The organism is Pseudoalteromonas sp. 23_GOM-1509m, assembly GCF_000518425.1.
Taxonomy (GTDB): domain Bacteria; phylum Pseudomonadota; class Gammaproteobacteria; order Enterobacterales; family Alteromonadaceae; genus Pseudoalteromonas; species Pseudoalteromonas tetraodonis.
Genome location: NZ_KI912432.1, coordinates 476,633 through 491,919, shown reverse-complemented (window position 1 = coordinate 491,919; position 15,287 = coordinate 476,633). Strand labels below are relative to the sequence as shown.

The 15,287-nt window shown below is 41.8% G+C and carries 13 protein-coding genes; 1 reads left to right on the top strand and 12 read right to left on the bottom strand.

Annotation, left to right across the window (positions count from 1 at the left end; all coding sequences use genetic code 11):
- Nucleotides 1–28: 28 nt before the first annotated feature.
- The 3 genes from asnB to pxpB form a co-directional block, all read right to left on the bottom strand.
- A complete protein-coding gene (gene asnB / locus N523_RS0112870; protein ID WP_028835272.1) occupies nt 29–1,693 on the bottom strand; it encodes an asparagine synthase B in 1,665 nt (554 codons plus the stop codon).
- Between the two features lie 295 nt (nt 1,694–1,988).
- Nucleotides 1,989–2,930, bottom strand: a complete 942-nt coding sequence (locus N523_RS0112865) for a biotin-dependent carboxyltransferase family protein (RefSeq protein WP_028835271.1) — start codon at nt 2,928–2,930, stop codon at nt 1,989–1,991.
- A complete protein-coding gene (pxpB, locus tag N523_RS0112860) occupies nt 2,927–3,583 on the bottom strand; it encodes a 5-oxoprolinase subunit PxpB (protein WP_013464891.1) in 657 nt (218 codons plus the stop codon). Before pxpB ends, N523_RS0112865 begins: the two co-directional genes overlap by 4 nt.
- Nucleotides 3,584–3,761: 178 nt before the next feature.
- On the opposite strand from pxpB, the gene msrA reads away from it, so the two are divergent.
- Nucleotides 3,762–5,048 carry a peptide-methionine (S)-S-oxide reductase MsrA gene (gene msrA / locus N523_RS0112855; RefSeq protein WP_028835270.1) on the top strand — a complete coding sequence of 429 codons (1,287 nt, stop codon included), beginning with the start codon at nt 3,762–3,764 and terminating at the stop codon, nt 5,046–5,048.
- Nucleotides 5,049–5,690: 642 nt separating this feature from the next.
- On the opposite strand, the gene N523_RS0112850 is transcribed toward msrA, so the two are convergent.
- From N523_RS0112850 to N523_RS0112805, 9 genes are all read right to left on the bottom strand, one after another.
- Nucleotides 5,691–6,569, bottom strand: coding sequence for a LysR family transcriptional regulator (locus tag N523_RS0112850; RefSeq protein WP_028835269.1), 879 nt, complete (start codon nt 6,567–6,569; stop codon nt 5,691–5,693).
- A 247-nt stretch (nt 6,570–6,816) separates the two neighbouring features.
- A complete protein-coding gene (locus N523_RS0112840) occupies nt 6,817–7,473 on the bottom strand; it encodes a 3-oxoacid CoA-transferase subunit B (protein ID WP_013464895.1) in 657 nt (218 codons plus the stop codon).
- A 15-nt stretch (nt 7,474–7,488) separates the two neighbouring features.
- A complete protein-coding gene (locus N523_RS0112835; RefSeq protein ID WP_013464896.1) occupies nt 7,489–8,187 on the bottom strand; it encodes a CoA transferase subunit A in 699 nt (232 codons plus the stop codon).
- A 29-nt stretch (nt 8,188–8,216) separates the two neighbouring features.
- Entirely contained in the window at nt 8,217–9,113 is an 897-nt protein-coding gene (locus tag N523_RS0112830) for a hydroxymethylglutaryl-CoA lyase (RefSeq protein WP_013464897.1), read from the bottom strand.
- Nucleotides 9,113–11,104: an acetyl/propionyl/methylcrotonyl-CoA carboxylase subunit alpha gene (locus N523_RS0112825; RefSeq protein ID WP_028835268.1), complete on the bottom strand. Its 1,992-nt coding sequence runs from the start codon at nt 11,102–11,104 to the stop codon at nt 9,113–9,115. Before N523_RS0112825 ends, N523_RS0112830 begins: the two co-directional genes overlap by 1 nt.
- A gap of 8 nt (nt 11,105–11,112) precedes the next feature.
- Nucleotides 11,113–11,883, bottom strand: a complete 771-nt coding sequence (locus N523_RS0112820) for an enoyl-CoA hydratase/isomerase family protein (RefSeq protein WP_028835267.1) — start codon at nt 11,881–11,883, stop codon at nt 11,113–11,115.
- A 12-nt stretch (nt 11,884–11,895) separates the two neighbouring features.
- The gene (locus N523_RS0112815) at nt 11,896–13,503 is read right to left on the bottom strand and encodes a carboxyl transferase domain-containing protein (RefSeq protein ID WP_028835266.1); all 1,608 of its coding nucleotides are present in this window, start codon (nt 13,501–13,503) and stop codon (nt 11,896–11,898) included.
- 10 nt (nt 13,504–13,513) lie between these two features.
- Nucleotides 13,514–14,689, bottom strand: coding sequence for an isovaleryl-CoA dehydrogenase (locus N523_RS0112810; protein ID WP_013464901.1), 1,176 nt, complete (start codon nt 14,687–14,689; stop codon nt 13,514–13,516).
- A gap of 37 nt (nt 14,690–14,726) precedes the next feature.
- Nucleotides 14,727–15,161: a MerR family transcriptional regulator gene (locus N523_RS0112805; protein WP_008114692.1), complete on the bottom strand. Its 435-nt coding sequence runs from the start codon at nt 15,159–15,161 to the stop codon at nt 14,727–14,729.
- Between the last annotated feature and the right edge of the window lie 126 nt (nt 15,162–15,287).

Here is a 15,287-nt window from a genome sequence, read left to right as displayed (position 1 = left end):
AACACTGCAGCTTAGGATGGTTAAATTTTCATTTGTACGCTTCGTTATGAACGCCCGCGGCGCGCCCTGATGGGTCGGCATTATTTTGAAATGATGCATCCCATGCGAGTGCTTCTGGGGTTGAACACGCAACTGATTTACCATGTGGTACACACTTAGCCGAGGCATCGCCTGGGAAGTGCGACTCAAAAATACTGCGGTAAAAATACGCTTCTTTAGAGTCTGGCGTGTTAATTGGGTATTTAAATTTGGCATTCGCCAATTCTTGATCCGTTACTTGCTCATTAACAAATTCTTTTAAGGTATCTATCCAGCTGTAGCCAACGCCATCAGAGAATTGCTCTTTTTGACGCCATAACACTTCATCTGGGAGGTAGCCGTCAAAGCCTGCACGTAAAATGTGTTTTTCAATTTTGCCGTCTTTACACATTTTAGCTTCAGGGTTAATGCGCATTGCCACATCAACAAACTCTTTATCTAAAAATGGTACGCGTGCTTCAACACCCCAAGCCGCCATTGATTTATTGGCACGTAAACAGTCAAACATATGGAGCTTTGAAACTTTACGGTTCAGCTCTTCATGAAACTCTTGTGCATTTGGTGCTTTATGAAAATATAAATAACCGCCAAATAATTCATCTGCACCTTCACCTGAGAGCACCATTTTTATACCCATGGCTTTAATTTGACGGGCCATTAAGTACATTGGGGTTGATGCACGAATGGTGGTTACATCGTAAGTTTCAATGTGGTAAATCACTTCTTTAAGTGCATCAATACCTTGTTGAATAGTAAAGATAATAGGGTGGTGAATTGTTCCAATCATATCAGCTACTTTTTGCGCTGCGGCTAAATCGGGGGAGCCTTCTAAACCCACCGAAAAGGAATGCAGTTTAGGCCACCAAGCATCGCTTTCATCGTTATCTTCAATACGTTTTGCAGCAAAGCGCTGGGTAATAGCGGAAATAACCGATGAATCTAAGCCACCCGATAGCAATACGCCATAGGGTACGTCACACATAAGCTGGCGCTTAACCGCCGCTTCCAATGCATCTTTTACATCTTCTGCTTTGGCATCGTTGTTTTTAACAGCGTCGAAGCGTTGCCAATCACGTTGATAGTAAGGGGTTAATTTGCCGTCTTTGCTGTACAGGTAATGCCCCGGCGGAAACTCTTCAATGTACTTACAAATAGGTGAGAGCGCTTTGAGCTCTGACGCTACATAAAAGTTACCGTGCTCATCGTGACCTGTGTACAGTGGAATAATACCAATGTGATCGCGACCAATTAAGTACGCGTCTTGCTCTTCGTCATATAAACAAAAAGCAAAAATACCATTTAAGTCATCTAAAAATGCCGGCCCTTTTTGTTTATACAGGGCTAAAATCACTTCACAATCTGACTGGGTTTGAAAATCAAAGTCGACCTCTAAGTTAGCGGCCAGCTCTTTGTGGTTATAAATTTCGCCATTAACCGCTAAAATATGGGTTTTTTCTGGGTTGTAAAGGGGTTGAGCACCGCTTGATACGCCAACAATGGCTAAGCGCTCATGCACTAAAATTGCTTTATCAGATGAATACACACCAGACCAATCTGGCCCACGATGACGTAACAGTTTAGACATTTCGATTGCCTGAGTGCGTAACTGGCTGGGATCCGATTTAATATCGAGTACACCAAAAATTGAACACATAATTTTTCCTCATTCCTATTAAGTGCCTACGATAGCGAGTTTGCTAAAGACTAACCTTGTTTTATCAGAAATAAATAACTAAGTCACACGGCTTTTTTAAATTAATAAGAATAATTTATGCACCAAACAAGTTGCTGGTGCACCAATATGGTGAGATTAATAGTATGATAGCAACGGATTGTACAATTTTTGATTTAAAACCGGCAGGGGTTAGCGTTTCATGCTGATGTAAATTTATATTTGCACCAAGTGGGTGCAAATATAATCATTAAGAAAACAGCGTTATCGTATTATGTTAATTAGCCCAATAGCGATTTAAACTCAGTTTAAGCTGAGATAGATGCGCATCGAGTTTACTTTTTGCCGCGGTTGCTTGTTCAAGCGTTACAAAATCAAAAGTAATAGAATCGGCGGTTCTAAACTGAGCAAACTGATGTAAATCCGCCTCTATTACATGGCCTATCAATGGGTAGCCCCCCGTTGTTTGTGCATCATTTAACAGCACAATTGGGTTGCCATCAGGTGGGAGTTGCACGCTTCCCGGTGCTACCGCGAGTGAGTGCAGTGAGAGCGAGTGTTGCATTATTTGGCTATTATTATGATCTAAGCGTACTCCCATTCGATTACTATTCGGGTTAATAGTAAATGAGGTGGTACAGAAAGCGTTTATACACTCAGGTGTAAGTAGTTCATGATGTGGGCCTTGATGTAGCCGAATAACTTTTCGTTTAGGCGGTGTTAATGCACCTTTATTGCATAGCCAAGGCTGAGTATATGGGGTTATTTTTATAATATCGTCGCTTTGTAATGCTCGGCCATTAAAACCACCAATGGCTGCCCCTAAGTCGGTTGATTTAGAACCCATAACTTCAGGGCATTCAATTCCACCTTTTACGGCAATGTAAGCTCTGGAGCCACCGCGTCCTGTATCAAATTTAAGTGTTTGTTTTGCTTTTACCGGATAACTCCACCCGGGGTAAACGGCTTGAGCGTCAAGTTTAGCGTTTAAGTCGGCTCCATGCAGAGCAATGACGGTATCGCACTCAAATTGCAATTCACATAACCCAACGGTGAGTTCAAGTACGGCATCGTTATCGTGATTATTTACTAAGCGATTGGCAATAATGTGCGCATAGGCGTCTAAGCTACCCGAGCGGCTAACCCCTAAATGACGAAAACCCACACGGCCTAAATCTTGGATTGTAAGCTGTATACCGGGTTTGATTACTTTAATCATTGTTTACTCCTTTTAACAGGCACAAATTCAAGGGTGTCACCGGGTTTAAATAAACAAGGGTTTGAGGCGGTTGCATCAAATAAACAGGCATCAGTATGAGCAATAATATGCCAGCCACCAGGTGAGTTTTCAGGATAAATGCCTGTTTGGTCTGCCCCAATCGCAATCGCGCCTTTAGGAACACTGACTCGTGGGTTATCACGCCTTGGGGTAAACAGTTGAGAATTGAGCCCATGTAAATAAGGAAAACCGGGCACAAAACCTAAAAACAACACATGGTAAATTTCTTTACTGTGTAAATTAATTACCTCATCTATTGTTAGCTTGTGATAATTAGCCACATAGTTTAAATCTTCACCTTGGTAATAGGTGTCTATTTTATGATGCTGACTTTCAAAGGCGTAATCATCAACCTCATCCCATAGTTTGGTTAAGGTGTTTTGCCATTGATGTAAATTACTGGCTGATTTTAAATACAAGGTTAATGAGTTCATTCCGGGGACTAAATCTATAAACTCATTGGTGTTTTTACAATACTGTGACAGCGCCCAGAGTTTTTTTTGCGTCGCTAGTATGTGTTGTTCGCTGTAGTGAGAAACATCAAAAAGCAGACTAGAATTTGTTAATATTTTTATACTTGGCAAAGTGCTCATACAGATAACTTATTAATATTGTTTGTATTTAAGCTATCACAGTCGTTGTGCTATTACGATATTAATAGACAAACTCGGATCGATTAAATTCCCGTCTTCGTAAAGTTTTATTGCGTGTGAAATTTATTCTTGCGTTTAAAGGTCTGCTTTAGGGTAACTAAAACTAAGAGGTCATCGTATGTTTAAGCGGGTAATACTATCGGCGTTTGCCATTTTAGGCTTACTAAGTGCAATGAGTGCTATATCGTCAGATGAAATAATCAAACCAACTGATTTAGATGCAACCATGCATGTTGAAAAAATAGTGCTGGGTTCGGGCTGTTTTTGGGGTGCAGAAAAACGCTACGAGGCACTTAATGGTGTGTTAGACGCTGAATCGGGTTACGCCGATGGCCGGGGGTTTAAGCCAACCTATAGAAATATCACTAAGTTATCCCGTCGCTTTGATGAAGATAATTACGCCGAAGTGGTGCAGGTTACCTTTAATAGTAATATTATTTCAGCAAGAGAGCTGTTGCAAAATTACTATGAGAGCCACGATCCAACGCAAAAGAATCGTCAAGGTAATGATGTAGGCACGCAATATCGCTCTATTATTTTAACCACTACCGATCAGCAAGCGAGCATCGCAAAAGCGGTCACGAGTGAGTATCAGCAATTATTAAGTAAAGCCGATTATGGAAAAATAGTGACGCAAATAAAGCCACTTGAGCGCTTTTATTCGGCTGAAGAGTATCATCAAAATTACCTTGAAAAAAATCCAAACGGCTATTGCCCTGATCATTCAACCGGTGTTGTATTTACCCAAAGTGATAAACCTAAGGTAGATAATACTGCATTATTAAATGGCAAACAGATTGTCATTTTAGACTCGCAAAGTTATTGCCCTTACTGCGAAAAGTTTAAAGCGGCCGTTGCCAATGATTATAAAGGCACAATTCCAATGACTTTCCGCCATGCTGATCAGCTTGATGGGTTAACGATTAAATCGGCGACATGGGCTACACCTACCATATTATTTTTAGAAAATGGGGTTGAGGTCTATTCTCGCCAAGGCTACATGAACCCAGAGCAATTTTATAAAGCATTAGGTGCGTTTAAGCTTGGCAACAGTGAAGCTTATAAGGTGGCTTTTAATGCTAAAACCGACAGCCCTTACTGCAAAGAATATGCTATTTTTAAAAACACGCCCGATGGCATCTTTATTGATAAACTAAGCGGTGAGCCATTATTTGATACCCGCGATAGATTTAACTCAGGCACCGGTTGGCTTTCATTTACCCACCCAATAAAAGACAGTGTAACCCAACATGAAGATAATAGCTGGGGAATGCAGCGCATTGAGCTTAAGTCTAAAAGTACCGGTATTCACTTAGGGCATTTATTTCCGGGTGAGGGGCCTAGAGGGCAAGATAGATATTGTATTAATGCGACTGTTTTAGAATTTGTAGCCAGAAAACAGTAAATTTTAAGCAAAAAAAAGCAGCGATGATTAAGTAGATACTTAACAGTCGCTGCATTTCAATTGACAACATCTTCACACACAATAAAGATTCGGGGGGTTGTATTAGTACAAAACTAACTCTGGCTTATTGTTGTTGATGAGAATGAAAATAAAAACAACCCAAGCTCAGTCACCACCGGACTTGAGTTGTTTTTTACACTGACAACATCTTCACACACAATAAAGATTCTTAAGTTTATTGGCGGGTGTAAGGGTAAAAATAAAAACAACTCAAGCTAAGTCACCACCGAACTTGAGCTGTTTTTTACACTGACAACATCTTCACACACAATAAAGATTCTTTTTTACTAGCTCGTTGTTACAAACTAATGAAATCTGATTTTGGTAACACGCTTTATATTTTTTAGCGTGTTGCCGTTTGGTTGAGTTAACTTTAGAGCTTTTACTCAATTTCGACAAGCGATAAAAACAAAACTAATAAGTGAAAAAAACTAACTTATGGGGTTCTAGATTTTTTCAATAAATAAAGCGCTGATAAATAAGCGCTTTTTTGTTTTTCGGTAGGGGGGATTTTAAAAATAAAAGTTGCACACTTTAAAATTAGCTAAAAAGCGCTCAACAAGGAGCGCTTAATTGAATGTGCTATTTAGTTTGCCTAAAGGTGGTAATCACCCATTTCGCAAACAAATCGAGAGGGTGATTAGCGGTACTTGAGCCATGCTGAACTAAATAATATTTGTCTTTTGTTGTTAGTGGTTGCTCAAACAGTTTGTAAAGCCATTGCTCATCCAGCCAGCTTTGACTTATTGGTAAAGGAATAAGCGCGATGCCCATACCTTGCTGTGCAGCGCGTGCAACGCCAAACATACTATCTATTTGAATAATTTGTGCAGGGGAAAAGTCATCAATACCGACTTTTTCAGCCCATTGATGCCATGCCCAAGGCCGTGCTTTATGAACAATAAGCGGCACTTGATTGAGCGCCTGGCAGTGATCGTTTTGCCACTGATCGAGCAGCTTTTTATTACACGCTGGAATATATTCTAAATTAAATAACTCAGTAGCCAGCCCATCAAGCGGTTTACTTGAAGATAAAATGATTGATAAATCACTTTGGCGAGTCAGCTCTTTGCGCGTTTTAAGGGTGTCCATGTGTAAATTAATATTAGGATGCTCACTCGTCCACTCACTCAGTTTTGGCATTAGCAATTCACTGGCAAAAAACTCGGGCAGGGTAATGGTTAAATTTACATTTTGTTGTAACTGACTAAATTCGGTAATGGTGCTTTCCAGCATATTTATAATGGGGTAAATCGCTTCAAAAAAGTTTTTTCCAGCTGGCGTTAAGCTTATGGAACGGGTTTGCCTTTGAAATAAATCAATGCCCAGCTGCTCTTCTAGCTGCTTTATTTGATGGCTGACCGCCGATGGCGTTAAATACAGCTCTTTGGCGGCATGTTTAAAACTTAAGCTTTTTGCGGCAAAACAAAAAGAGCGAAGGCCGCGAATAGGTGTTTGCATGGTATCCAATATAAAGTTATTTCAATCACCTTATTACAGGCAATTATTAAACCAAAAATAAAAGTTAACTATATCAGTTATTTAATTTTTTTATTAGGGCGAATTCACCTAAGTGGTGCGTTAAATTCTCACTATAGTGCAAAAACTAAAATAAAGGCAAAAAAAATCCCTCTTGCGAGGGATTTTGGGTAACTCAGCGCCATTGGCACTGGGAATGAGGTCGGTACAGGGTGAAATTGTGAGTAGTTTAAAACACCATCTCAGGAATATCACCGTCAACAAGCAATTTACCTGCCGTTTTACTAATAATTTCATCAACTGATACGCCTGGTGCGCGTTCTAGCAAATGAAATGCGCCGTCTTTAACTTCTAATACGGCTAAATCGGTTACTATTTTTTTAACACAGTTAACGCCCGTCAGCGGTAACGTACAGCTTTCTAATAATTTAGAATCGCCGTGTTTACTGGCATGGGTCATAGTAACAATAATGTTTTTTGCACCAGCAACTAAATCCATTGCTCCGCCCATGCCTTTTATTAATTTTTTAGGGATCATCCATGAGGCTATAGACCCGTTTTGGTCTACCTCAAATGCGCCCAGAACCGTTAAGTCTACATGACCACCCCGTATCATGGCAAAACTATCTGCACTATTAAATATAGCTGCACCGGTAGCTGCCGTCACGGTTTCTTTACCCGCGTTGATCATATCTGCATCTACAGTGTCTTTGGTTGGGTATTCACCCATACCTAATAGGCCATTTTCGGACTGTAGCATAACTTCTATGCCATCGGGTACATAGTTTGCGACGAGTGTCGGAATACCTATGCCTAAATTAACATAGTAGCCATCTTGTAGCTCTTGAGCGACGCGCATTGCGACTTGTTCACGTGATAATGCCATTTTAAGTGCTCCTGCTTAATCTCGTGTGGTAACACGTTCAATGCGTTTTTCAAAGTTGCCCTTGATCACGCGATTTACAAAAATGCCAGGGGTATGAATTTGACTTGGCTCTAGCTCACCGGGTTCAACAATCTCTTCCACTTCGGCAACGGTAATTTTACCTGCGGTTGCGGCCATTGGGTTAAAGTTCATTGCGGTATGGCGAAATACTAAATTACCGTAACGGTCTGCTTTCCATGCTTTTACAATGGCAAATTCACCCGTGATTGACTCTTCTAAAATATAAGGGCGACCATTAAATTCTTTTACTTCTTTACCCTCAGCTACTGGCGTACCGTAACCCGTGGCGGTATAAAAAGCAGGAATACCGGCACCACCAGCACGCATTTTTTCTGCTAGAGTCCCTTGCGGTGTTAGCTCTACATCAATTTCGCCATTCAGTAGTTGTTGCTCAAAAAGAGCATTTTCGCCCACATAAGAGGCAACCACTTTTTTAATTTGTTTGTCTTGTAATAAAAGTCCTAAACCAAAGTCATCAACGCCGCAATTGTTCGATACGACCGTTAACTCTTTGGTTTGCATTTTTTTAATTTGGGCTATTAATCCCTCGGGAATACCGCATAAACCAAAACCACCAGCGATGATAGTATCGCCGTCTTTTAAACCTTCCATTGCAGCTTCGTAACTCGAAACTACTTTATCAAAACCGGCCATGAGTGACTCCTCATTCTATGCTATTGCAATTATTGTGTGTGTAATGCCACTGAAACTTTACTAACAGGCTGTTTATTAAGCGCATTAGTAATTTGCCAACCTGCTTGTGCAAGCCTTTTTAAATCAATTCCATGTTCAATGCCAAGCCCTTGCAGTAAGTAAACAACATCTTCGGTGGCAACATTTCCTGACGCACCCTTAGCGTAAGGGCAGCCACCAAGGCCAGCAACGGCAGCGTCAACTGTTGAAATACCTAGGCTTAAGGCAGCGTAAATATTTGTGAGCGCCTGTCCATAGGTATCATGAAAATGTACTGCAAGCTTACTTTTATCAATATGCTTGAGCAGCAATGTAAGCAGCTCAGTCACTTTACCTGCGGTGCCGACACCAATAGTATCGCCAAGGCTCACTTCATAGCAGCCAAGTGCTAATAACTTTTGTGCCACGTTTAAAACAACCTGAGGGTCAACGTCTCCCTCATAAGGGCAGCCTAAAACACAGCTTACATAGCCTCGAACGCGTATATTATTGGCTTTAGCAAAAGTCATTACCTCGCTAAAACGATCAATACTTTGCGCTATTGAACAATTTATATTTTTTTGACAAAACGCTTCGCTGGCCGCCGTAAATATAGCAAATTCTTTAATACCAACAGCATGCGCAGCTTGTGCGCCTTTTAAATTTGGCGTTAAGGCACTTAAATTAATCTCTGGAAGATCAAGGGCACTGATCACTTCGCTTGAGTCTGCCATTTGTGGCACCCATTTTGGGGATACGAACGCACCAGCTTCTATGTCTTTTAATCCCGCGGCGGCGAGGGCATTAATAAGTGTTACTTTATCTTCAGTGCTGACGGTTTTTTCATTTTGTAAACCATCACGTGCACCCACTTCAACAATACGAACTTTGTTTGCAAAGGCACTCATTAAGCACCTTCCTGTACAGTCGTATCTTCAACAATGGCTAACAGTGCGCCGTGTGAAACTAGTTCACCTTCACCAAAGCAGTAACTCTGTAATATGCCGTCATGCGGTGCATTAAGTGTATATTCCATTTTCATGGCTTCAATAATAACAACGGCATCACCTTTGGTGATAGTGCTACCTAATTCAATTAAATGTTTTACTACCGTGCCATTGAGTGGCGCAGCGAGCGGCAGCGCGTCATTTTCGTGTGAACTAATATAATGTTTATCAACACATTCAAACTTAGTTTGCAGTGCTTTATTCATTACAGTAATTTCATTATCAGTTATGTTGACATGTGCGCTGTGCTTTTCACCGTTAATAAATACGCAGCACTCACCATAATTTAACGTCCCTTGAACACTGTATACGCCCGTACTGTGTGTCACATTGTAACCCTGCGCAGTTTTGATAGCGCTTAGCGGTAAATCTACAAATGGGATTTTAATTGCCTGCGGTGCATTTAAAGTAAACCCACTCAGTTGTTGCCAAGGGCTGGCACTATTGTTTTGTGCTTGGCGCGTGTTTAACGACTCTAAATAGGCAAAAGCGGCAATAAGCTGGCTTGATAGCAATAATGACTCATCAACTGCAGCGAGTGAATCACCTTGCTCAGCAATAAAGTGTGTACTTGGCGCGCCTTGTTTAAAACTTGCGTGGCAAGCTAAGTTATGTAAAAAGCCAATATTGGTACTAAAGCCTGCTAAATGAAATTGCTCAAGCGCCTGTTGCAAACGAGAAAGCGCTTGTTCGCGATTATCATCATGAACAATTAACTTTGCAATCATTGGGTCGTAGTAGGGGCTTATTTCATCACCTTGGGCAATCCCGGTATCTATGCGAACAAATTCACTATTAACGGGGACATGTAGCGCTTCAATGGTGCCTGAGCACGGAATAAAGTCATTTGCAGGGTCTTCGGCGTAAATACGCGCTTCAAAGCTATGGCCTTGCAGTTGAATATCAGATTGCTTTAACGGCAGTGTTTGCCCGCCCGCTATATTAATTTGCCAGTTCACTAAATCAACGCCGGTTACCATTTCGGTCACTGGGTGCTCTACTTGCAGGCGAGTGTTCATTTCCATAAAGAAAAATTCATTACCGCAAAGTAAAAACTCAACAGTACCCGCACCACGGTAATTAATGGCTAATGCACAGCGAACAGCCGCTTCGCCCATTTCTTTACGCAGCGCGTCAGATAAACCTGGAGCAGGGGCTTCTTCAATCACCTTTTGGTGTCGGCGTTGCAACGAACAGTCACGATCACCCAAATAAACACAGTTACCGTGATTATCTGCAAATACTTGTACTTCAACATGGCGAGGTTGATTAACGTAGCGCTCTAATAGCACTAAATCGTTACCAAAACCGGCAATGGCTTCACGTTGAGCGCCTTCAAGTGCAGCTATAAAGTCTTTCGGCTTTTCTACCACTCGCATCCCTTTACCGCCACCGCCAAAGGCCGCTTTGATAAGAACAGGGTAACCAATTTTTTCAGCCTCAGATTGCAAAAAAACAGGGTCTTGTTTATCACCATAGTAACCAGGTACTAAAGGAACGTTTGCCGCGGCCATTATTTCTTTAGCACGGGTTTTTGAACCCATTGCTTCAATACTCGTTGCTGGTGGGCCAATAAAAGCAATGTTATTTGCTTCACAGGCTTTAGCAAATTCACTGTTTTCTGATAAAAAGCCGTAGCCTGGATGAATGCAATCAGCGCCACTGGTTTTAGCAACCTGCAAAATTTTATCTGCGACTAGGTATGAATCTTTACTTGGGGCGGCACCAATATGGTAGGCTTCGTCGGCCATTTTTACATGTTGCGCGTTTTTATCTGCATCTGAATACACCGCAACCGTGGTTAAGCCCATTTGCTTTGCGGTGCGCATAATACGACAGGCAATTTCGCCACGGTTAGCAATCAGAATTTTTTGTAATTGTACTGTGTTCATAATGCGTCCTAGAGTTGCCATTGGGGAGGGCGTTTATCAAAAAAGGCGCTCAGTCCTTCTTGGCCTTCAGTTGATACACGAATTTTAGCTATACGCTCTGCAGTCAGTGCAATTAGCTCCTCGTTTATCTCTTTATTGGCAACATCTTTAATAAGTGCTTTTGCGGCTTTAACGGCAATAGGGCCGTTATCAATCAAGGTTTGCAGCAAATTATCGAGGGCTGTCTCTAAGTTCCCAGTAATTTGATGCACTAAACCCAGTTGCTTTGCGGTATGGGCATCAAATACCTCTGCAGTTAAAAAATATCTGCGTGCAGCACGCTCACCAATGGCCTTAATCACATAAGGGCTGATCACGGCAGGTATTAGCCCAAGTTTAACTTCACTTAAACAAAATTGTGCATCGTCTTTACTAAGCGCAATATCACAGCAGGCAATTAAGCCTAATGCCCCACCAAAGGCGGCACCTTGTACCGCACAAATTGTAGGATGCGGGCTCTGTGCTAATACTTGCATAAGTTTAGCCAGTTGCATTGAATCAGCTAGGTTATCGTTATAGTTATTATCTGCCATCGATTTCATCCAGGCTAAGTCGGCACCGGCTGAAAAATGTTTACCTTCGGTTTTGAGTACTAAGGCACGAATATCGAGCGTATTAGCATGTTCAATACATTGAATAAGCTCATGGATAACGTCGCTATTAAACGCATTACGTTTTTCTGGGCGGCTTAAAACGAGTACAGCCACATTAGATTTTGTTATTTGTAGTGTTACTGACATTGTGCGCTCCGGTTACATTCTAAATACGCCAAACTTAGACTCACGCTGTGGTGCATTTTTAGCTGCAGTTAATGCAAGCCCCAACACATTACGTGTATCGACAGGGTCTATAATGCCATCGTCCCATAAGCGGGCACTGGCATAATAAGGATGACCTTGTTGTTCGTATTGACTAATAATTGGCTTTTTAAAATCGCTAACTTCTTGCTCGCTCATGCTTTCGCCTTTACGGGCTAATCCATCTTGTTTAACTTGTGCCATAACACCTGCAGCTTGCTCACCACCCATGACTGAAATACGGGCATTTGGCCACATCCACATCATGGTCGGTTCAAATGCACGGCCACACATTCCATAATTGCCGGCGCCATAAGAGCCACCAATAAGCACGGTGAATTTTGGTACATCAGCACACGACACCGCCATCACCATTTTAGCGCCATGTTTAGCAATGCCTTCGGCTTCGTATTTTTTACCGACCATAAAGCCAGTAATGTTTTGTAAAAATACCAATGGAATGTTGCGCTGAGCACACAGCTGAATAAAGTGCGCGCCTTTTTGCGCTGACTCACTAAATAAAATACCGTTGTTAGCCACTATGCCCACAGGGTTACCATAAATGCTGGCAAAGCCTGTCACTAGTGTTTCGCCAAAGTAACGTTTAAATTCATCAAAAGACGAGTTATCGACAGTGCGGGCTATTACTTCACGCACATCAAATGGCTTTTTAAGATCAGTACCAACAATGCCGTAAAGCTCGTTAATATCGTATCGTGGAGCTTTTACGTCATCTAATAATGGGGCGGTAGGACGTGTGTAATTAATTCGCTCTATACATTGGCGTGCAATTGATAATGCATGCGCATCATTTTCTGCGTAATGATCGGCCACACCCGATGTTTTACAATGAACATCGGCGCCGCCAAGTTCTTCTGCGGTAACTTCTTCACCGGTTGCCGCTTTTACCAGTGGTGGGCCTGCTAAAAATATAGTGCCTTGCTCTTTTACGATGATGCTTTCATCGGCCATAGCGGGTACATACGCACCACCTGCGGTACATAAGCCCATAACAACTGCAATTTGTGGAATGCCTTTACCCGACATACGTGCTTGATTGTAAAAAATACGCCCAAAGTGCAGTTTGTCTGGAAATACATCGTCTTGCTCTGGCAGGTTGGCACCGCCAGAATCAACTAAGTAAATACACGGTAAGTGGCAACGCTCTGCAATATCTTGTGCGCGTAAATGCTTTTTAACAGTAAGCGGGAAATAGGTGCCACCTTTAACTGTCGCGTCGTTTGCAATCACCATACATTCAACGCCTTTCACGCGACCAATACCTGCAACTACACCGGCACAAGGTATCTCTTGTTCATACACACCAAATGCAGCAAATTGCGATATTTCTAAAAAGGGTGAGCCTTCATCTAATAAAGTACTGATACGGTCACGAACAAACAGCTTTCCTCTGCTTTCATGGCGCTCTTTAAGTGCAGCGCCACCACCTAAGCTAATATTGGCAACTTTATCGCGTAAATCATCCACCAGCGCCGACATATTTTTGTGGTTTTGCACAAAGCTAGGATCGTGGGGATTAACGCTCGATTTTAAAATCGTCATAAATTAATCCTTAACGGCTTTCAGTAAATAATTCACGGCCAATCAACATGCGGCGTATTTCTGAAGTGCCTGCGCCAATTTCGTATAATTTCGCATCACGCAGTAAACGACCTGTTGCGTATTCGTTTATGTAGCCATTGCCGCCTAAAATTTGGATTGCATCAAGGGCCATTTTAGTTGCAAGCTCTGCAGCGTATAAAATTGCGCCAGCTGCGTCTTTACGGGTGGTTTCGCCGCGATCACAGGCTTTTGCTACTGTGTACACATATGAGCGAGCAGCATTCATTTGTGTATACATATCGGCAATTTTGCCTTGAATTAACTGAAATTGACCAATCGGGCTGTCAAACTGCTTACGCTCATGAATGTAAGGCACCACAATGTCCATACATGCTTGCATAATTCCTAACGGGCCTGCAGCTAAAACAACTCGCTCGTAATCAAGGCCGCTCATAAGTACCTTAACGCCTTCGTTTAAGTTACCTAAAATGTTTTCTTCGGGTACTTCGCAGTTATCAAATACCAGTTCACAGGTGTTTGAACCGCGCATACCGAGTTTGTCGAGCTTTTGTGCGGTAGAAAACCCCGGGAATGTTTTCTCAACAATAAAGGCGGTAATACCTTTCGCACCGGCGTTTAAATCTGTTTTTGCGTAAATAACTAAGGTATCGGCATCAGGGCCATTGGTGATCCACATTTTATTGCCGTTTAAAATGTACTTATCGCCTTTTTTCTCGGCTTTAAGTTTCATTGATACAACATCAGAGCCCGCGTTAGGCTCACTCATGGCTAAGGCACCAATGTGTTCACCGCTAATTAGTTTAGGTAAATATTTTTCTTTTTGTGCTTGTGATCCATTACGGTTTATTTGATTAACACACAGGTTTGAATGCGCACCATAGCTTAAGCCAATAGAGGCACTTGCACGGCTAATTTCTTCCATGGCAATAACGTGCTCTAAATAACCTAAACCCGCACCACCAAATTCTTCATCAACGGTCATGCCTAAAACGCCCATTTCACCCATTTGCGGCCAAAGTTGATTGGGAAACGCATTATCCAGATCTGTTTTTTCAGCTAGTGGGGCAATTTCTTGACTTGCGAAGCTATTAACATGACTGCGGATCATGTCCGCTGTTTCGCCAAGACCAAAATTCATTTCTTTATATAGTGAAATAGTGCTCATGATTCATTCCTGTGTGTTTGATGATGTTTATTATATTTTATTCATCTATTTTGCTAAGCGTGTCGCGACAACGACGTTCTGCGGTAACCAACTCCATTAGCACAACTTTAATGTCGTCCATTTGTTGAGATAGGTCGGCCTTTTTTTCGCTGATGAGGTCAAGCATAGTAACTAACTGTTTAGCGCTTGATTTGTCTGCATCATAAAGTTCAAACAAACGACCGGTTTCAGCCAAGGTAAACCCTAAACGTTTACCACGAAGTATTAACTTAAGGCGTACTTTATCGCGCTTTGAGTAAATACGAGTTTGGCCGTTGCGCTCTGGTGATATAAGCCCTTGGTCTTCGTAAAAGCGAATAGAGCGCGTGGTAATATCAAATTCTTTCGCTAATTCGCTGATACTAAAAGTTTGTTCGTTTTTAGCCGGCTCATTGGCTGAATTTGCAAAGTTTGTTTGATTATCTGATTTCATTGTAATGTTTACCTCATTCGAATATCACCAATATAAGTGAAGTTTACGTAAAGGTAAAGTGCGATCTGGTTGTTATACTTTAGACGTACAAAATAAATGCGGATTTACAGTAGAAGTTGAGTGTTT